The 19,000-nt window shown below is 68.3% G+C and carries 17 protein-coding genes; 9 read left to right on the plus strand and 8 right to left on the minus strand.

Features of this window, described 5'->3' with window-relative positions; translation table 11 throughout:
• Positions 1 to 5: 5 nt before the first annotated feature.
• The 4 genes from lptA to KF892_14290 form a co-directional block, all read right to left on the minus strand.
• The gene (gene lptA / locus KF892_14275) at positions 6 to 632 is read right to left on the minus strand and encodes a lipopolysaccharide transport periplasmic protein LptA (GenBank protein MBX3626178.1); all 627 of its coding nucleotides are present in this window, start codon (positions 630 to 632) and stop codon (positions 6 to 8) included.
• 104 nt (positions 633 to 736) lie between these two features.
• Positions 737 to 1,387: a thiol:disulfide interchange protein DsbA/DsbL gene (locus tag KF892_14280; protein MBX3626179.1), complete on the minus strand. Its 651-nt coding sequence runs from the start codon at positions 1,385 to 1,387 to the stop codon at positions 737 to 739.
• A 93-nt stretch (positions 1,388 to 1,480) separates the two neighbouring features.
• Positions 1,481 to 2,119 (minus strand): SPOR domain-containing protein, encoded by a 639-nt coding sequence (locus KF892_14285; protein MBX3626180.1) that lies wholly within the window; start codon positions 2,117 to 2,119, stop codon positions 1,481 to 1,483.
• A gap of 10 nt (positions 2,120 to 2,129) precedes the next feature.
• Complete coding sequence (locus KF892_14290) at positions 2,130 to 3,800, minus strand: arginine--tRNA ligase (protein MBX3626181.1); 1,671 nt, start codon at positions 3,798 to 3,800, stop codon at positions 2,130 to 2,132.
• A gap of 144 nt (positions 3,801 to 3,944) precedes the next feature.
• On the opposite strand from KF892_14290, the gene KF892_14295 reads away from it, so the two are divergent.
• On the plus strand, positions 3,945 to 5,324 hold the full coding sequence (locus tag KF892_14295; protein MBX3626182.1) for a protein kinase: 1,380 nt from the start codon (positions 3,945 to 3,947) through the stop codon (positions 5,322 to 5,324).
• A gap of 121 nt (positions 5,325 to 5,445) precedes the next feature.
• Positions 5,446 to 5,745, plus strand: coding sequence for a phosphate starvation-inducible protein PsiF (locus KF892_14300; protein MBX3626183.1), 300 nt, complete (start codon positions 5,446 to 5,448; stop codon positions 5,743 to 5,745).
• Between the two features lie 132 nt (positions 5,746 to 5,877).
• On the opposite strand, the gene KF892_14305 is transcribed toward KF892_14300, so the two are convergent.
• Entirely contained in the window at positions 5,878 to 6,789 is a 912-nt protein-coding gene (locus KF892_14305; protein MBX3626184.1) for a LysR family transcriptional regulator, read from the minus strand.
• Between the two features lie 126 nt (positions 6,790 to 6,915).
• On the opposite strand from KF892_14305, the gene KF892_14310 reads away from it, so the two are divergent.
• The 5 genes from KF892_14310 (at position 6,916) to KF892_14330 (ending at position 13,160) form a co-directional block, all read left to right on the plus strand.
• Positions 6,916 to 9,114 carry a malate synthase G gene (locus tag KF892_14310; GenBank protein ID MBX3626185.1) on the plus strand — a complete coding sequence of 733 codons (2,199 nt, stop codon included), beginning with the start codon at positions 6,916 to 6,918 and terminating at the stop codon, positions 9,112 to 9,114.
• Between the two features lie 534 nt (positions 9,115 to 9,648).
• The gene (locus KF892_14315; GenBank protein ID MBX3626186.1) at positions 9,649 to 10,596 is read left to right on the plus strand and encodes a triacylglycerol lipase; all 948 of its coding nucleotides are present in this window, start codon (positions 9,649 to 9,651) and stop codon (positions 10,594 to 10,596) included.
• The gene (locus KF892_14320) at positions 10,596 to 11,534 is read left to right on the plus strand and encodes a hypothetical protein (GenBank protein MBX3626187.1); all 939 of its coding nucleotides are present in this window, start codon (positions 10,596 to 10,598) and stop codon (positions 11,532 to 11,534) included. The genes KF892_14315 and KF892_14320 overlap by 1 nt, the downstream gene beginning before the upstream one ends.
• Before the next feature lie 22 nt (positions 11,535 to 11,556).
• Positions 11,557 to 12,480 (plus strand): triacylglycerol lipase, encoded by a 924-nt coding sequence (locus tag KF892_14325; protein MBX3626188.1) that lies wholly within the window; start codon positions 11,557 to 11,559, stop codon positions 12,478 to 12,480.
• A 2-nt stretch (positions 12,481 to 12,482) separates the two neighbouring features.
• Positions 12,483 to 13,160: a hypothetical protein gene (locus KF892_14330; GenBank protein MBX3626189.1), complete on the plus strand. Its 678-nt coding sequence runs from the start codon at positions 12,483 to 12,485 to the stop codon at positions 13,158 to 13,160.
• Here KF892_14330 and KF892_14335 read toward each other — a convergent pair.
• The 3 genes from KF892_14335 to KF892_14345 all read right to left on the minus strand — a co-directional run bounded on the left by KF892_14335 (position 13,147) and on the right by KF892_14345 (position 16,755).
• The gene (locus KF892_14335; protein ID MBX3626190.1) at positions 13,147 to 15,036 is read right to left on the minus strand and encodes a sensor histidine kinase; all 1,890 of its coding nucleotides are present in this window, start codon (positions 15,034 to 15,036) and stop codon (positions 13,147 to 13,149) included. The two genes, KF892_14330 and KF892_14335, sit on opposite strands and share 14 nt — an antisense overlap.
• On the minus strand, positions 15,037 to 15,681 hold the full coding sequence (locus tag KF892_14340) for a response regulator transcription factor (protein ID MBX3626191.1): 645 nt from the start codon (positions 15,679 to 15,681) through the stop codon (positions 15,037 to 15,039).
• 126 nt (positions 15,682 to 15,807) lie between these two features.
• The gene (locus KF892_14345; GenBank protein ID MBX3626192.1) at positions 15,808 to 16,755 is read right to left on the minus strand and encodes a patatin-like phospholipase family protein; all 948 of its coding nucleotides are present in this window, start codon (positions 16,753 to 16,755) and stop codon (positions 15,808 to 15,810) included.
• A 210-nt stretch (positions 16,756 to 16,965) separates the two neighbouring features.
• Here KF892_14345 and KF892_14350 point away from each other — a divergent pair, with 210 nt between their 5' ends.
• A complete protein-coding gene (locus KF892_14350) occupies positions 16,966 to 18,408 on the plus strand; it encodes a DHA2 family efflux MFS transporter permease subunit (protein ID MBX3626193.1) in 1,443 nt (480 codons plus the stop codon).
• Between the two features lie 124 nt (positions 18,409 to 18,532).
• On the plus strand, positions 18,533 to 18,997 hold the full coding sequence (locus KF892_14355; GenBank protein ID MBX3626194.1) for a (2Fe-2S)-binding protein: 465 nt from the start codon (positions 18,533 to 18,535) through the stop codon (positions 18,995 to 18,997).
• Positions 18,998 to 19,000: the final 3 nt, after the last annotated feature.

Raw genomic sequence — 19,000 nt, forward strand, 5'->3', positions numbered from 1 at the left:
GGCGTTCAACGGCGGGCTCCCGGGGGCACGGCCGAGGCGGCCTCGGCAGCGGCCGGGCTGTCCTGGCGGGGCGACAGCACCGCGCGCACGCGGCCGGTCGGGTTGCCGGGCGTGGCGGCCGAGGCGCCACCGGCCACGGTGAAGAGTTCGGCGGTGTTGTCGTAGGTGATCTGGGCGCCGCTCACTTCGTCGGCCACCGTCTTGCCGCGCAGGCGCTTCACCGACGCCTTGCCGGTGAAGCGGATGGTGTCGGCCTTGCTGTCGTATTCGAGCTTCTCGGCCTCGCCCTCGATGTATTCGTCGACGCCTTCGCGCTTCTGGCGGAAGGTGGCGAGGGCCCCGGGCGCCCCGAGGGCGGTGGCGTGGTGGTAGCCGTCGGGCGTCTCGCGCACCTCGATGCGGCCGGCGCGAATGCTCATGGTGCCCTTGCTCACCACCACGTTGCCGTTGAAGACGACGATCTGGTTCTGCAGGTCGACCTTGCCCGGTTGGTCGGACTCGACCTCCATCTTCTGGTACCGATCGGCCTTCTCCGCATGCACCGGGAACGCCATGCTGCACAGCAACAAGGCACTCCACAGCGCGCGGCGGGGCCAGGAGGGGACCAGAAGGGGGGAGAAAAGTTGGCTCATGGCGGCATGAAACTTGCAGGCCATTCTAGCCACAGATCCGCGTCGACGACCCGGATCGCAGGGAAAAAAGGCCGCTTCGGAGCGGCCTTTTCACGCAGGGCAGATCAGCCCTTGCGAAGCGTCTGCAGCAGGTATTCGGTGACCTGCAAGGCCTTTTCCGGCGTGCCGGCGATGGTGCCCGAGGTGAAGAACTTGCCGTGGATGCCCATCGCGGGCACGCCGTCGATCTTGTAGGCGTCGGCCAGGCGGGTCGCCTGCTTGGCCTTGGTCTGCACCGCGAAGGAGTTGAAGACCTCGAGGAACTGCGCCTTGGGCACGCCGTTCTTTTCCATGAAGGCGACCATCTGGTCTTGCTTCTCGAGCGGGGCGCGCTCGTTGTGGATGGAATAGAAGACCTTGCGGTGCAGCGCCTCGACCTTGCCCAGCGCCTCGATCGCATAGAAGAACTGCTGCTGCCCGGCGTACATCTCGCGGAAGGCCACCGGCACACGGCGGAAGGCCACGTCGGCCGGCAACTTCTTCTGCCAGGCGTCGAGGTTGGGCTCGAAGGCGGCGCAGTGCGGGCAGTTGTACCAAAAGAACTCGATGACCTCGATCTTGCCGGCCGGGGCGCTCACCGGGGCCGGCGACCCCAGCTTCACGTAGTGCTTGCCTTCGACAGGCTTTTCCTGCGCCAGCGCGGGCAGGCTGGCCGACAGGGCGGTGGCACCGAGCCCCAGGCCCATCAGGTGTGCAGAGAAGTCGCGACGGTTCATGTGGTGTGTGAGTTGGGGTGAATGAACGGGGTGTGGAGTGCGCCCGGGCTTGATTGGTTCAAAGCTTCGTGTCGGGATTGTTTCCGGCCGGCGTCATTTCTGGACTTGCACCAGCGCCGACTCCACGCCGGTGCTTTCGAGCTTTTCCTTCACTTGCGCAGCCTCTTCCTTCTTGTCGAACGGCCCAAGCCGCACCCGGTACACCGTGCGGCCGGACTGCTCGCGCTCGGTGACCTTGGCCTGGTAGCCCGACATCGCGAGCTTCGCGCGCTGGGCCTCGGCGTCTTCGATGCGACCGAACGCGCCTGCCTGGATGAAATAGCTCAACGCATCGCTGCCGGGTTTGGTGGACGCATCGGGCGGCAACTTGCCCGCGAGGATGGCCGCCGGGTCGGGCTTGGGCGCACTCGCCGCCGCGTTGGGCGCAGCACCCGGCGGCAGCACAGCAGAAGCGGGCGGCGGCGCGCTCACCACGCCGCTCGATGCCGCACCCGGGCGCGGCACCTTGCTGTAGAGCGAGCTGTTCGGGTCCCAGTTCTTGTTCTTCTCGGCTTCGGCGGCGTCTTGCTCGGCGGTGCGCTGCGGCACCTTGTTGACGAAGGGCACCGGCACCTTGGCGATGTAGAGCGCCACGCCCAGCGCCAGCGCCAACCCGACCAGCAGGCCGACGATCAGGCCCAGCACGAAGCTGCCGCGCTGGCGGCCGGGGGTGCTACGAACAAGCTTCTTCATTCGGTCTCCGTCACATCTTGTCGGGGTGGCTCACGCCGAGCAGCGTGAGGCCGTTGCGCAGCACCTGGCGGGTTGCGGCCAGCAGGGCGAGGCGGGCCTGCGTGAGCGCGGCGTTGTCGTCGAGCAGGAAACGCTCGGCGGCATAGTAGCTGTGGAAGCTGGCCGACACGTCGCGCAGGTAGAAGGCCACGTCGTGCGGCGCGAGGTCGGCCGCGGCACGCTCCAGCATCTCGGGGTACTCGGCGAGCTTTTGCATCAGCGCGACTTCGGTGGGCGCGCCGAGCAGCGTGAAGTCGGCCTGCGCCAGGTCGTCGCCCGCGCGCTGTGCCAGCACCGAGCAGATGCGCGCATGGGCGTACTGCACGTAGAACACCGGGTTCTCGTCGTTCTGCTTCAACGCCAGGTCCACATCGAAGGTGAACTCGGTGTCGGCCTTGCGGCTGATGAGGAAGAAACGCACCGCGTCGCGGCTCGTCCACTCGATCAGGTCGCGCAGCGTCACGTAGCTGCCGGCGCGCTTGCTGATCTTCACCTCGGCGCCGTCGCGCACCACGCGCACCATGGTGTTGAGCACGTAGTCGGGGTAGCCCTTCGGAATGCCCACGCCCACGCCCTGCAGGCCGGCGCGCACGCGTGCGATGGTGCCGTAGTGGTCGGTGCCCTGGCAGTTGATGACCTTGGTGAAGCCACGCTCCCACTTGCTCACGTGGTAGGCCACGTCGGGCACGAAGTAGGTGTAGGTGCCGTCGGACTTGCGCATCACGCGGTCCTTGTCGTCACCGTCGTCGGTGGTCTTGAGCCACAGCGCGCCTTCGTGCTCGTAGGTCTTGCCAGCCTCGATGAGCTTCTTCACCGTCGCTTCGACCTTGCCCGTGGTGTACAGGCTCGACTCGAGGAAGTAGTGGTCGAACTTCACGCCGAAGGCCTGAAGATCCAGGTCCTGCTCATGGCGCAGGTAGGCCACCGCGAACTGGCGGATGTTGTCGAGGTCGTCGGGGTCGCCCGAGGCGGTGAACTCCCGGTCGTCGGCCTTGATGGTCTTCTTGTCGAGGTAGTCGCGGGCGACGTCGGCGATGTAGTCCCCGTTGTAGGCGTTCTCGGGCCACTCGGCGTCACCGGGCTTGAGGCCCTTGATGCGCGCCTGCGTCGACATCGCGAGCGTGGCGATCTGCACGCCGGCGTCGTTGTAATAGAACTCGCGCTGCACCTTCCAGCCTTGCGTCTCGAAGAGGTGGCAGATCGAGTCGCCCAAGGCGCCCTGGCGCGCATGGCCCACGTGCAACGGACCGGTCGGGTTGGCCGAGACGAACTCGACCATCAGCTTCTGCCCGTTGGCCGGCTTGCGGCCGAAGGCCTCGGCCTCGCGCAACACCTGCGGCACGATGGCCTGCTTGGCGGCAGCCTTCAGGCGCAGGTTGATGAAGCCGGGGCCGGCGATCTCCATCGCGTCGACCCACTGCTGCACCGCGGGGCGCTGCTGCAGCGCGGCGATCAGCGCCTGCGCGAACTCGCGCGGGTTCTTCTTCAGCGGCTTGGCCAGCTGCATCGCAGCCGTGCAGGCCAGGTCGCCGTGGGCGGCCTGCTTGGGGGACTCGAAGGCCGCGGGCACCGAGGTGCCGGGCGCGAGTTCGGCGAGCGCTTCGGCCAGCGCGGCCAGCAGCTCCTGTTTGGCTTGGATCATCGGCGGATTCTAAGTGGCCCCACCGGGCGTCTTGCACTGCACAAGAGCAGCCGGACGGGGCGTTTGACCCAGGGAAAATGGGCTACGTTTTGTGCTCAATTTGGCAAGCAGGGCCATGCGGGCGGTGCCAAGATGGCAGCTCCCATGTCGTCGTTCTCGCCCTCGTTCACCCCCGTTCCCAGTGCCACGCCCAGCGGGTTCGGTGGCTTGCCGTTGCCCACGCAGATCGGCAAGTACCCGGTGCTGCGCCGGCTCGGCGAAGGGGCGACAAGCGAGGTCTTCCTCGCACGCGACGACTTCCAGCAGCGCGACGTCGCCATCAAGCGCGTGCGCGCCGGCGCCACCAACGACCCCGGCGACGGCCGCTACTTCGAGCGCTTCTTCGCCGCCGAGGCCGCACTCGTGGGGCGGCTCAAGCACCCGAACGTGGTGCAGATCTACGACGCGGTGGTCGACCCGGCCGACTCCTATCTGGTGATGGAGTACGTGAACGGCACGACGCTGCGCCCCTATTGCCGCGCCGACCAGCTGCTGCCGCTGGAGCTCATCGTCGAAATCGGCTTCAAGTGCGCGATGGCGCTCGGCTATGTGTACCGCCAGGGCCTGATCCACCGCGACGTGAAGCCGGCGAATCTCCTGGCCGTGATCAACAACGGCCACATCACCGACGTGAAGATCAGCGACTTCGGCAGCGCGCTCAACATGGCGAGCGAGACGACGCAGGTCTACCGCGTGGGCTCGCTCGCCTACATGTCGCCCGAGCAGCTCGACGGCAACACGCTCGACTGCCGCGCCGACATGTACTCGCTCGGCGCCGTGCTCTACCACCTCATCGCCGGCCGGCCGCTCTTCGACTCGACCTCGCAGTCGGCCATGATGAACCAGATCTACAGCGCCGAGCCCACGCTCTTGAGCAGCCTGCGCTCGGGTGTGGGGCCGGGCGTCGACAGCGTGATCCTGTCGGCCGTGGCCAAGCGCCCGGAGGATCGTTACGCCAGCTGGGACGACTTCGCCCAGGCACTCTCCAGCCTCATCACCACCCAGCAGGTGCCGCGCGGCCACCTGCAGGGCGTGCTCGACTCCGAGCGCTTCAACCTGCTGCGCACGCTCGACTTCTTCTCCAACTTCGGCGACGTGGAGCTGTGGGAAGTGGTGCACCGCGCGAAGTGGCAACGCTTTCCGTTCGGCCACGCGCTTTACACCAAGGGCGAAGAGGGCAACACCTTCCACATCATTGCCCAGGGCGAGGTAGAGGTGTACCGCGAGGGCGACAAGGTGGCCCAGCTCGGCTCGGGCACCTCGGTGGGCGAGATGGCCTACCTCGCGCCCAGCCCCGAGCTGCGCCGCCACAGCACCAACGTGATCGTCACCGACCCGGCGACCACGATCTCGTTCACGCCGGAGACGCTCGCGCAGGTGAGCCCGAATTGCCGGCACTTGTTCGACGAGGCGTTCATCCGCGTGCTGGTGCGCCGATTGCACGTGGCCCACGAAGCACTCGCCCATCCCCGCAGAATCCTCTGATCTGCGTCAGCCACGCAACGCGCTGTTGCGTTGTAGCCATTGCTGGGCCCCTGGGGCAGTGCTTCAATCCGACCCGGCGAACCCCCTCGTCAACATCCCACCGGGAAGGAAGGACTACTCCATGAAGACACTTCTCAGCGCGATCGCCTTGGCCGTGGCCGGCTTCGCAGGCTCCGCACACGCCGCCGATGCCGCATCGGCCCCCACCAAGCAGCAGAACAAGATGGTTTCCTGCAACAAGGAAGCCGGCGACAAGAAGGGCGACGAGCGCAAGGCGTTCATGTCCGACTGTCTGAAGAAAGAGAAGGACGCGAAGACCGCGCAGCAGAACAAGATGAAGACCTGCAGCGCCGACTTCAAGGCGACCAAGAAGCCCGGCAGCGAGCGCCAGGCCTTCATGAAGGAATGCTTGAGCAAGTAAGGCCCCCCAGTCGCTAGCGCTCCTGCCCCCGAGGGGCGCCACCCAGCGGCCCGGCAGAGCCGGTTCCGCGGGTGTTGCTTGATGGGGCACTCGCTATGCTTGCGCATCGCCCGGCTTGCCGGGCGTTGTCGTTTATGCGGCTTGTTGCCAGTACGCCGGGTCGCCGTAGGTCTGCTTCAGGTGATCGACCCACAAGCGCACGCGCAGCGGCAAGTGCTTGCGTTGGGCGAACACGGCGTAGATGCCGTTGGGCGGCGCGGCGTAGTCGTCGAGCACGCTCACCAGGTCGCCGCTCGCAAGGTGGCTTTCCACTTCCCAGGTCGAGCGCCAGGCAAGGCCGAGGCCGGCGAGGCACCAGTCGTGCAGCACCTGGCCGTCGTTGCAGGAGAGGCTGCCGGTGAGGCGCAGGTGGTTCACCTCGCCATCGAGCGTGAAGGCCCAGCCGCGGGTTTGGCTGGCCTCGGTGCTCAGGGTCAGGCAGTCGTGCTGGGCCAGGTCGTTGGGGTGTCGGGGCGTGCCGGCGCGGGCCAGGTAGCTGGGTGACGCCACGCAGAGGCGGCGGTTGTCGGCCAGGCGCACGCTGACGAGGCTGCTTTCGGGCAGGTCGCCCACGCGCACGGCGCAGTCATAACCTTCGTTGACGATGTCCACCAGTCGGTCGCTGAGGTTGAGGGACACGTTCACATCCGGGTGCTGGGCCACGAAGCCCGGCACCAGCGGCGCCACGTGGCGGCGGCCGAAACCGGCCGGGGCGGTGATGCGTAAGTAGCCACTGGCTTTCACGCCGCCGGCACTGACACTGGCTTCGGCCGTGGCCAGGTCGGCCAGCAGGCGCTGGCAGTCTTCGAGGAAGGCGCTGCCCTCGTGGGTGAGCGTGATGCGGCGGGTGGTGCGCACAAGCAGCTTCACGCCGAGCCGCTCTTCCAGCGCGTCGATGCGCCGGCCCACCACGGCCGGGGCGATGCCCTCGGCGGCGGCCGCCGCGGTCAGGCTGCCCTTGGCGGCCACCGCGACGAAGGATTCGAGTTGCTTGAGTTTGTCCATGACCGGCGGAGATTACCCCCTTCCAAGTCATGAATCCCGAACTTGCGCGCCACTTACTCTTCGCCGCGAGATCGAATAGATTGGCGCCTTTCGTCTTTTTGCACCGCACATAAAAGGAGAGGGTTCATGTCCGCACGCACCACCGTCCACAGCCTGCAGGTCGATTCGGCCCTGCACGCGTTCATCGAAAACCAGGTGCTGCCCGGCACCGGCGTCGACGCCGCCGCCTTCTGGAAAGGTTTCGACGCCATCGTGCGCGACCTCGCGCCGAAGAACGTCGCCTTGCTCGCCGAGCGCGACCGCCTGCAAACCGAGATGGACCAGTGGCACACCGCCAACCCCGGCCCGATCTCGAACATGAAGGCTTACCGCGCCCACCTTGAGAAGATCGGCTACCTCGTGCCCCCGCCCAAGAAGGCCAAGGCCACGACGAAGAACGTCGACGCCGAACTCGCCATCCAGGCCGGCCCGCAGCTGGTGGTGCCCATCCTCAATGCACGTTATGCGCTCAACGCTGCCAACGCCCGCTGGGGCTCGCTGTACGACGCGCTCTACGGCACCGATGCCATCAGCGAGAAGGACGGCGCCGAGCGCGCCGGTGCCTACAACCCGGTGCGTGGCGCCAAGGTCATCGAGTACGCCCGTTACGTGCTCGACCGCACCGCGCCGCTGAAGAAGGGTTCGCACATCGACTCCGTGGGCTACACCGTGGAAGACGGCAAGCTCGTCATCACGCTGAAGAACGGCAAGACCACCGGCCTCGAAGAGAAGGACCAGTTCGTCGGTTATCAAGGTGACGCGAAGTCGCCCTCGTCGGTGCTGCTCGCCCACAACGGCCTGCACCTCGACATCCGCATCGACCGCAACACCCCCATCGGCAAGACCGACCCGGCCGGCGTGAGCGACCTGGTGCTCGAAGCCGCGCTCTCGACCATCCTCGACCTCGAGGACTCGGTGGCCGCCGTCGACGCCGAAGACAAGCTGCTGGCCTACAGCAACTGGCTCGGCATCCTGAAGGGCACGCTGACCGAAGAAGTGAGCAAGGGTGGCAAGACCTTCACCCGCGGCCTGAACGAAGACCGTGTCTACACCGCCCCCAAGGGCAAGGGCGAAGTCGTGCTCCATGGCCGCTCGCTGCTCTTCGTGCGCAACGTGGGCCACCTGATGACCAACCCCGCGATCCTCTACGCCGACGGCAAGGAAATCCCGGAAGGCATCATGGACGCGGTCATCACGACCACCATCGCGCTGCACGACCTCAAGCGCACCGGCAACAAGAAGATCCGCAACTCGCGCACCGGCAGCGTCTACATCGTGAAGCCGAAGATGCACGGCCCCGATGAAGTGGCCTTCGCCGCCGAACTCTTCGGCCGCGTCGAGCAACTGCTCGGCCTCGCCGACAGCACGGTGAAGCTCGGCATCATGGACGAAGAGCGCCGCACCAGCGTCAACCTCAAGGCCTGCATCGCCGCCGCCGCGAGCCGCGTGGCCTTCATCAACACCGGCTTCCTCGACCGCACCGGCGACGAGATGCACACCGCCATGCTCGCCGGCCCGATGATGCGCAAGGGCGACATGAAGACCAGCGCCTGGATCCAGGCCTACGAGAAGAGCAACGTGCTCGTGGGCCTCGGCATGGGCCTGCGCGGCCGCGCGCAGATCGGCAAGGGCATGTGGGCCATGCCCGACCTGATGGCCGGCATGCTGGAGCAGAAGATCGTCCACCCCAAGGCCGGTGCCAACACCGCTTGGGTGCCGAGCCCCACTGCCGCCACGCTGCACGCCCTGCACTACCACCAGGTGAAGGTGAGCGACGTGCAGAAGGAGCTGGAGAAGACCGACGCCGACGAGATGCGCGACGAGCTGCTCAAGGGCCTGCTGCAGGTGCCCGTGGTGAAGGAAGCCACCTGGTCTGCCGCTGAGCGCCAGCAAGAGCTCGACAACAACGTGCAGGGCATCCTCGGCTACGTGGTGCGCTGGATCGACCAGGGCGTCGGCTGCTCCAAGGTGCCCGACATCCACAACGTCGGCCTGATGGAAGACCGCGCCACGCTGCGCATCAGCAGCCAGCACATCGCCAACTGGCTGCAGCACAAGGTCGTGACCGAGAAGCAGGTGCGCGACACCTTCGAGCGCATGGCCGCAGTGGTCGACAAGCAGAACGCCGGTGACCCGCTCTACAAGAAGCTCGCGGGCAATGCGAAGACCTCGATGGCCTATCAAGCGGCGCTCGACCTCGTCTTCAAGGGCAAGGAACAGCCGAGTGGCTACACCGAGCCGCTGCTGCATGCGTGGCGGTTGAAGTTGAAGGCGGCTTCGCGCTGATTCTTCTTTGTTGATTTGAAAGCGGCGTCCTTTTCGGGCGCCGTTTTTCTTTGTGTGCGTGTAGTGGCGCGACGAGAAGGGCTTGGGGACGCGGATTCCTCCATGTCCCCCGGGCTGGGCTTGCAGCCCAGCCCTCCTCCTTTACTTACGGAATCCGCGTCCCCAAGCCCTTCTCGCGACACACAGTGCACCGCCACCTTTTCGGGCGGGCACGGTGGTTCGCGCCAAGGGGCTGGGGTGAGTGAATCCCGCAGGTTAAGGAGGAGCGTTTGATCGCGGGAGCGATCAAACGCGGGGGACACGGAGGGATTCACTCACCCCAGCCCCTTGGCGCCGCTCCGAAGACACGAAGCAGGGAAACTCCCTCCCCCACTGGCACGACGCGCCAGCCTTTGGCGCGGATTGCCACTTACGCCAATCGCGCAGCAGTTCAAGAATTTCCTGCATCAACGTATCGCCCCGTCAGTGGACGAACGGTGATCGTCAGGCGCCTGGAGGGCGTCGGCGCATCTCACCCCACAAGCAGGAGACAACATGACCCTTCGCCATCGCCTGATGCGCGGCCTGTGCAGTGCCGCGCTCGCTGCAGGCCTTTCCTTCGGTGCCACCACGCACGCCGCTGCCGCCGACACCTACACCCAGACCAAGTACCCCGTCGTGCTCGTGCACGGTGCCTTCGGCTTCGACGCCATCGGGCCGGTGAGCTATTGGTACGGCATCGTGAGTGCGCTCCGCAGTGGCGGTGCCACCGTCTACACACCGAGCGTGTCGGGTGCGGAAACGTCCGAGGCGCGCGGTGAACAGCTGCTGCGCGCGCTTCGCTCGTACAAGGCCGCCTATGGCCACCAGAAGTTCAACCTCATCGGCCACAGCCACGGCGGCCCGACCGCGCGCTACGTCGCGGCGGTTGCACCTGAACTCATCGCCTCGGTGACGACGGTCGGCTCGCCGCACGCCGGCAGCAAGGTGGCCGATGCAATCGAGGCCGTGACCTCGTGGACCGGCACCACCGGCTTCGCCGCCACGCTCGCGAATGGCCTGGCCTCGACGATCGCCTTCCTCTCTGGCTCGCCCACGCTGCCGCAGGATGCACTGGGCTCGCTCAAGTCGCTCAGCACGCGCGGCGCCGCCGATTTCAACCGCCGCTTCCCGCAGGGCAAACCCACCTCCTCGTGCGGCCAAGGGCCGGCCTCGGTGAACGGCATCCGCTACTGGTCGGTGGGCGGCACGAGCGTGGCGACCAACGTGCTCGACGTGAGCGATGCGCTGCTGGTGTCGACCAGCGTGCTTTTCGGCTTCGAGCAGAACGACGGCCTCGTGAGCCAGTGCTCCAGCCACTGGGGCACGGTGCTGAAAGACAACTACGCGTGGAACCACCTCGACGAAGTGAACCAGGCCTTCGGCCTGCGTGGCCTCTTCTCGCAGGACCCGGTGGCGTTCTACCGCTCGCAGGCCAACCGCATCAAGTCGGCAGGCCTGTGATGCTCGCGCGGCACCGTTGGCTCTACGGCGCGGTGCCGCTCGCACTCGCATTGGTGTGGGCCGCCCACGGGTGGCTCACATCCGAAGACGGCCAGCGGCCACAAGCGGCTGCGCCGGTCTTCACCGATTGGAACTTCAGCCCCTACGCCAAAGGCGAGCCGCTGCCCGCGGTTCAACACAACGCCGATGCTGCACGTGCAGCCGATGCGGCACGCGCCCATGTGCAGGCCGTGCTCGAGCGTGGCTCGCTGCGCGAGTCGGAACTCGACGGCGACTGGGGCCGCTGGGTCGACGTGCAACTGCAGCCCAGTCGCAGCTTGCGGCAACGCTTCGACTACCTGCTCACCTCGCTCGGCGAAGCCGACCCCACGCAACTGCGCCACTGGATCGAGCAGGAGGTCACCGCGCAGAAGAGCGCCGCCGCCGCGCGCCAGGTGCTCGCCGTGTGGGACCGCTACATCGCCCTGCAGCAACACCGCTTCCGCCACGCGCCCAACGTGGCCGACCCCGGCACCTGGGCCGTCGCCCTCACCGAGCGCTCGCAAGTGCGCCAGCAGCTGCTGGGCCGCGACTGGGCACAAGCGTTCTACGCCGATGAAGAAGCCACGTTGACGCAGTACATCGAGCAGCGCAAGCAACAGCGTGTCGAGCCAGACCCGAGCGTGCTGCTGATCGCCACCCCCGGCACCGCACCCGACCAACTGCACAGCCAGCGTGTGCAGCAACTCGGCGCCGACGCCGCCGAGCGCCTGCGCGCCGAAGACCAGGCCTGGGCCGATTGGGAGCGCCGCCTTGCCGCCGCACAACAAGCGCTCAACACCCTCGCCGCCGCACCGAACCTGTCGGCCCCGCAACGGCAGCAGGCGCAGGACGACCACCTCGCGCAACACTTCAGCGGCTCCGAGCTGCAACGTGCGCGTGCCTTGTTGCTGAAATAGCCTGCACGCCACAATCGCGGGCGTGACGACCTTCACCGCCCGCCTCCGGCGCCTGCTGCTCACCGCGCTGCTGGCCTGCACGACCAGCGCCCACGCCGCCGACGGCTACACCGCCACCCGCCACCCCATCGTGCTGGTGCACGGTCTCTTCGGCTTCCACACCATCGGCCCGGTCGACTACTTCCACGGCATCGCCGATGCCCTGCGTGAGGGCGGCGCCACGGTCTATGCGCCCGCGGTGTCGGCCGCGAATCTCTCCGAGGTGCGCGGCGAGCAGCTGCTGCAGGAGCTGCTCGCGCTGAAGGCCGCCTACGGCCACGAGAAATTCCACCTGATCGGCCACAGCCACGGCGGGCCCACCGCGCGCTACGTCGCCGCCGTGGCGCCCGAACTCGTGGCGTCGGTGACCACCATCGGCTCGCCGCACACCGGCAGCAAGACCGCCGATGCGATGAAAGACCTGTCTCGCAGCAGCGGCGTGCCGGCCTGGCTGGCCAACACGGTGTCGGGTGCGTTGTCGTGGCTGGCGGGCGCACCGAGCCTGCCGCAAGACGCACTCGGCGCGCTGGCCTCGCTCGACAGCGCGGGCGCGGCCGCCTTCAACCGGCGATTTCCGCAGGCGATGCCCTTCCAGCCCTGCGGCGAGGGCGCGGCGGTGGTCAACGGGGTGCACTACTTTTCGATGAGCGGCACGCGCGTCGCCACCAACGCGCTCGACGCCAGCGATGCGGTGCTCGCCATCACCAGCCGCGATTTCGGCGACGAACCCAACGACGGGCTCGTGGGCCGCTGTTCCAGCCACTGGGGCACGGTGCTGCGCGACGACTACGAGTGGAACCACCTCGACGAGGTGAACCAGGCGCTCGGCCTGCGTGCGCCGCTGTCGCCCGACCCGCTGGCGGTCTACCGACTGCACGCCAACCGCCTGCGCAAGCTGGGGCTGTGACGATGAAACGCGTGCTGATGCTGTGCCTGCTCACCACCGGCCTCGCCGCGTGCGCCGCACCGCCCACGGCGACCACCCCGCGCAGCGTCGACGAGGTGCGCGCCCGCGGCTCGCTGCGCGGCACCGACCTCGACGGCGCCTGGGCCACCCCCGGCACGCGCCGCGACGCCGAAGCCCAGCTGCTGCGCCGCTTCGACCACCTGCTCACCGCGCTCGGGGAGACCAGCCTGCCCGAGCTGCGCCGCTTCATCGAACGCGAGGTGACGCGCGAGCGTGGCGCCACCGCCGCGCAGGAGACGGTCGCCGCGTGGGACGCCCACCTCGCCCTGCTGCGCGGCGAGCCGCCCGCGCAGCTGCCGAACAACCCGGCGCCCGAGGCCACGGCGCCTACACCGAAGCGGCCCACCGTCGCCCCGCGCGCGCTGCTCATCCCCGACCCGCCCGCCAGCGAGGCCGAGGCCCAGGCCGTGCACGCCCAGCGTGTCAGCCAGTTCGGCAGCGCCGCGGCCGAACGCCTGCACGCGCAGGACCTCGCCCGCTGGGACTGGGCGCGCCGCCTCGAAGAGGCGCGAGCCGCCCTGCAAACCATGCCGGCCCCGGCGCAGGAGGCCGAACTCGCACGTCGCTTCAAAGGGCCTGAGCTGCAGCGCGCGCGGGCCCTGCTGCTCAGAGAGCGCTGACGCCACCCACCGCGTGGTCGTCGGCGCCAGTGGGTGCGCTGCGATGTGGCGCGAGCGGCAGCGACACCTGCACCGTGGTGCCCTCCGAACTCTCGATGCGCAAGCGGGCCCCGATGCCGCGGGCGCGCTTTTCCATGATGCCCACGCCCTTGCCACGCGAGGCCGGCTGCTCCGACAGGCCACGCCCGTTGTCCTGCACCGTGATGTGAAGGTGCTCGGCGTCGCTCGTGAGCGTCACCGCGATGCGGGTGGCCTGCGAGTGCTTGAGCGCGTTGCTGAGGCTTTCCTGGAGGATGCGCAGCAGCGGCAGCGCATGCGCGGCGGGGATCACCGCCGAGTCCTGCAGGCCGGCGCTGTGCCAGGTGAGGGTGATGCCGGCGGCGCGCAGGCGCGGCGCCATGCGGAAGCGCAGGTTGCCGGCCATCACCGCGAAGGCGTCTTCGTCGCCCGACAGGCTGTCGATGGCCAGGCGCAGGTCGTCGATGCATTCGCGCAGCAGGGCGCTGGTCTGCTGCGCATCGAGCTCGCCTCGCTCGCTCAGGGCCAGCGAGCTCACGAGCTGCGAGCCGAGCCCGTCGTGGATGTCTTGCATGATGCGCTGGCGCTCTTCCAGCGCGGCGCGCTCGCGCTCGCGCTGCTGGCTCTGCTCGTGCAGGCGTTGCAGGGTGAGCTGCTGCTCTTCGAGCTTGCGGGCCATCAACTCGTTCTGCTGGCGCTGGGCGACGAGGAAGGTGGCGAAGTCCTTCACCAGCACCGCCACCATCGCCGTGAACCACAAGGGCGAGGTGGCCTGCGCCGAGTAGCCGATGGCACCGAACACGCTCTGGCCGGTGGCCGACATGAGCAGGTCGGCGCCGCCGGTGAGGATGCCGGCGACCGCGGCAATCAGGTACACACCGCGCCGCCAGTCCCACTGGCGCAGCAGCGCCCGCGCCAGACGGAAGAGCGGGTACAGCCCAAGCGCGAGCAGCGCGCTGCCCCACACCGCCTCCAGGCGGCTCGAGTCCGTGCTGTTGTGCAGCCAGAGATCGCCCAGATACCACAGCGGCCCCACCATCGCCCACGCCACGCACAAGCGACCGAAGCCCTGGCGCTCGGGCGCGGTCTCGAGCCACAGCACCAGCCAGCAGCAGGCGGCCACGCCCGAGATGCCGAGGATGCGCACGAAGAGCCAGTACGGGTACAGCGCGGCCGGCATCGGCGGCAGCAGGTAGGCGAAGCAGACGTTGGCCCAGCTCAGTGCCGTGAGGCCCATCAGCAGGTAGCGCACCTCGCTGCGGCGCAGCGCGAAGATGCCCATCAGCATCGCCGCGTTGACGAGCGCGAAGTCGAGGCCCACCTGGGCCATCGTGTTCTGCCAGAAGAAGCGGCGCTCGTAGTGGGCCCGCACCAGGTCGAAGGGCCCGACCACCATGCCGGCCACGTGGACCATCGAGTCGTGCGTGGCCCATTCCATCTCGATCCGGTTGGGCCCGTTGCGCAGCAGCTCCACCGGCAGCACGAACATGTAGGGCCGCACGTTGAGCACGGCGGTCGTGGGCGTGGAAGTAGCCACGTCACCCACCACCACGCCGTTCACGCGCACGCGCGCGCCATCGCTCAGCTGGTGGTGGTAGATCGCCCACAGCGGCGCGGCCGTCTTGTCGGGCAGATCGAACTGCGCGTCGAGCCGGTAGTGCCGGAAGACGCGTGGCGCGCGGGTGAGCCGGGCTGGCAGCGTGGCCAGTTCCCTCGTCGAGCCGGCGTCGCCCAGCTCCTGCAAGGTGGCGTGGTCGATGCGGATGGCGAGCGCCTCGGGCGACACCGCCGGCTGCGCCGACGCGCAGGGCAGCGCGCCCATCACGAGCGCGAGGCACAGCGCCGCAGCGCGCCACATCTAGAGAATCCCGCGCTGGCGTGCCTCGAAGACCGCCTCGCCGCGCGAGTGCACCTGCAGCTTGCGATACACCCGCCGCAGGTAGGCGGTGACGGTGTGCCACGACAGCGCGAGCACCTGCGCCACCTCGTCGTAGGTCATGCCCTTCTCGATGAGGCGCAGCACCTCGAGCTCGCGCTGGCTCAGCGGGTTGTCTTCCGGCGGCTCCTGCGCGCCAGCGGCCGGCTTCACGAAGCGCCGGATCACCGAACGCGCCACCGACGGGCTGATCGGCGAGCCGCCTTCGAAGAGCTCGACGATGCGGCCGGCGATCTCGCTGCTCGGCGAGTCCTTCAGCAGGTAGCCCATCGCGCCGGCCTCCAGGCTCGTGAGCACGTGTTCGTCGTCGCCGAAGACGGTGACCACCATCGGCAGCGCGTCGGGGCACTGCCGCACCAGCCAGCGGATGAAGTCGCGCCCGTCGCGGTCGGGCAGGCCGAGGTCCACCAGGTACACATCGGCCTGGCGCTGCGCCGCGAGGGCCATCGCCTCCGACACGCTGCCCGCCGAGAACTGCCACGACAAGCGCGGATGCGCGCGCACCGCGTCCTCGAAGCGCTGCCGCACCTCGCGTTCGTCTTCGACGATCGCCACGGCGATCGGCAGCGCGCTCGCGGCCGAGTCAGGCACAGCGGTGGCGGTGTCAGCGTTCATGGATCGGCCCTCTCGATGGCGCGACGCTAGGGCTTCGACCGGCGGGCGTCAATCCAGTGCCGCGCCGTCGAGGCGCGCTCAGGCCACCTCGCGCTGCGCCCGGCCTTCGAGCAGGTCGAGGATGCGCGGCAGGTGGTGCGTCGCCGCGCGGCGGCCGGCTTCATAGAGGTAGGGCAACGCACCGGTCTCCCACAGGCCCACCTTGCGCTCCAGGCCGAGTTCGATGCTGACGATGCGCTGGCCCCGCGCCACGGCAGCTTCGAGCCGCGCCTGCATCAGGTTGTTGATGAGCGAGGTGGTGGCCTGGGCGACCAGGCGCGAGGCGCGGTCGACACGCCGCGGCATGGCCCCTTCGAAGCCCAGCGCGAGGATGAGGTCGGCATCGCGGGCCGCATCGAGCGGCAAGGGGTCGGACACCACGCCGTCCACCAGGCGGCGGCCATCGACCTCGACGCTCGGGAAGATGAAGGGCACGGCCATGCTCGCGAGCAGCGCCTGCGTCAGCAGCCCTTCGGACAGCACCACCGGCTTGCCCGTGGTGGCATCGGTGGCCGCCACACGCAGCGGCGTGGGCAGCGATTCGATCTTGCGTCCCCCGAAGGCCGCCTCCAGGCGCAGGGCGATGAGGCTGTTGTCGCGCAGCCCGAAATCGGCGTCGAAGCCCATCAGCTTGGGCGCCACCATCTGCGGGTAGGCACGCCAGCGCGGCTGCTGCGTCAGCTCGGCCGACCACAGCGTGGTGGCGGCGTGCAGCGCGTCCTTCGGCGACATCTCCATCGCGATGGTGGCGCCGAAGAGCGCGCCCGAGCTGCAGCCCACCACCAGGTCGGGCCAGATGCCTTCCAGGCGCAGGCGCTCGACGATGCCGACGGCCGCGATGCTGCGCACGCCGCCGCTGCCCAGCACGAGCGCCACGCGCGGGCGGCGCTTGCGGGGCTGCACCGGCACGGCAGCGCGGGGGTAGGCAGCGGCCACGGCGTGGCCGTTGAGGGGATGAGAAGAAGAAGGAGAGGTCTGGGGCTGCATGACAGGGGCTCCGAAAGCGTTTGAAGAAGGCGACCGCAGTATTCGTGTCGCCCCGTGCCCTGTCTGCACCCAGAGCTTGTACGCACACGCGCCGGCTGTCGCAAGGGTTGGGGACACGCCGGCCCTGCCGCCTTCATGACAGGCAGGGCACAAGCCACCGCTTAGGATGCCGGGGTGTCCGGCACCTCCCATCCCCACAGCCTTGCGCTGATGCAAGAGCGTCACGGCCCCGCCTACCGCTGGCGGGTGCTGATCACGGTGATGCTGGGCACGATGGCGTCGATCATGGCGTCGACCATCGTCAACGTGGCCCTGCCCGACATGAGCCATGTGTTCACGCTGGGCCAGGAGCGGGCGCAGTGGCTGTCGGCCGGCTTCATGGCCGCCGTCACCGTGGCGATGCTGACCACGCCCTGGCTGCTCGGCCGTTTCGGCTACCGGCACACCTACTTCGCCGGTGTGTGGATGCTGCTGGTGGGCGGCATCGCGGGTGGCCTGAGTTCCAGCTTCGAGATGGTGCTCGCCATGCGTGTGATCGAAGGCCTCGCGGCCGGCATCATGCAGCCCATCCCGCCGGTGATCGTGCTGCATGTGTTCGGCCGCCAGGAGCAGGGGCGCGCCATGGGCCTCTTCGGCTTCGGCGTGGTGCTGGCACCGGCGCTCGGGCCGTCGATCGGCGGCATCCTCGTCGAGGCCTGGGGTTGGCGCTCGATCTTCTTCGTGGTGGTGCCGTTCTGCCTGGCGGCGTTTGCGATGGGGCGCGTGTACCTGCCGCACACCTCGCCCGGCGCCGAGTCGGTGAACCAGAGCGAGCGGCGTTTCGACCTGCCGGGCCTCGTGCTGCTGGCCATCGCCGTCGTCACCGGCATGAACGGGCTGGTGGAGCTGCACAGCCCCACGCCGCATGCCTACGTGCTGCTGGCGGTCTCGGCGGTCACCGCTGGCGTCTTCATCTGGCGGCAGCGCCACGCCGAGCACCCGCTGATGGAGTTCAAGCTCTTCGACATCCGCTCCTTCCGCATGGGCGCCTGCGTGGCCTTCATCTACGGCATGGCACTCTTCGGCTCGACCTACCTCGTGCCGGTGTTCATGCAGATCGGCCTGAAGCTGCCGCCCTCGCAGGCCGGCGCGGTGCTGCTGCCGGCGGGCATCGTGCTCGCGTTCATGCTGCCGCTGGGCGGGCGGCTGGCCGACCATTACCCCTTCAATAAGCTGGTGGCCATCGGCATCACGCTGCTCACGCTGTCGTTCTGGTTGATGGCGCTGGTGGGGCTGCAGACCTCGCTGTGGGTCATCACCGCATTTGCCATCGTCGGCCGCATCGGCCTGGGCACCGTGCTGCCCTCACTGAACCTCGGCGCCATCCGCCGGCTGCCGATGGAGAACATCTCGCACGGCTCGAGCACCATCAACTTCCTGCGCCAGCTCGGCGGCGCGGTGGGCGTGGCGACGGCAGGCATCTTCCTCGAGTGGCGGCTCAAGGTGCACGTCGACGACCCGATGCGGGCGTTTCATCAAACGTTCGTGCTGCTCGGTGCGATCTGCGCACTGGCGATCGTGGCAGGCTGGCGCATGCAGCCGCCGGGGGCCGGCGTGGTGCGGCGTGATGCCGAGCCGCCCGCCAGCGAACACCAGGCGACCGACATCACCTGACCCCCAGCGCGCCTTGGGGTTTGCCCAGGTTGGACTTCACGCATTTGTTGGCCGATGCTTCATCGAGCCGTGCGACAGCAGCAGCACCCGGTGATCGCACGTCCCACCACAAGGAGACACCACCGTGAGCACCAGCCTGAAGATCAACGGCAAGACGATGACCGTCAAGGCCGAACCCGACACCCCGCTGTTGTGGGTGATCCGCGATGAAGTCGGCCTGACCGGCACCAAGTTCGGTTGCGGCATGGCGCTGTGTGGCGCCTGCACCGTGCACCTCGACGGCCAGCCGGTGCGCTCATGCCAGACCCCGCTGTCGGCCGCGGCCGGCAAGTCGGTCGCGACCATCGAGAGCCTGTCGCGCAACAACACCCACCCGCTGCAGAAGGCCTGGATTGCGCACGACGTGCCGCAGTGCGGTTACTGCCAGAGTGGCCAGCTGATGAGCGCCGCCGCGCTGCTCAAGGCCAACAAGAACCCGAGCGATGCCGACATCGATGCCGCGATGAGCGGCAACATCTGCCGCTGTGGCACCTACTCCCGCATCAAGGCCGCGATCAAGACCGCTGCGGCCGAGATGAACAAGGCCTGAAGG

Source organism: Rhizobacter sp. (genome assembly GCA_019635355.1).
In the GTDB taxonomy this organism is placed as follows: domain Bacteria; phylum Pseudomonadota; class Gammaproteobacteria; order Burkholderiales; family Burkholderiaceae_C; genus Rhizobacter.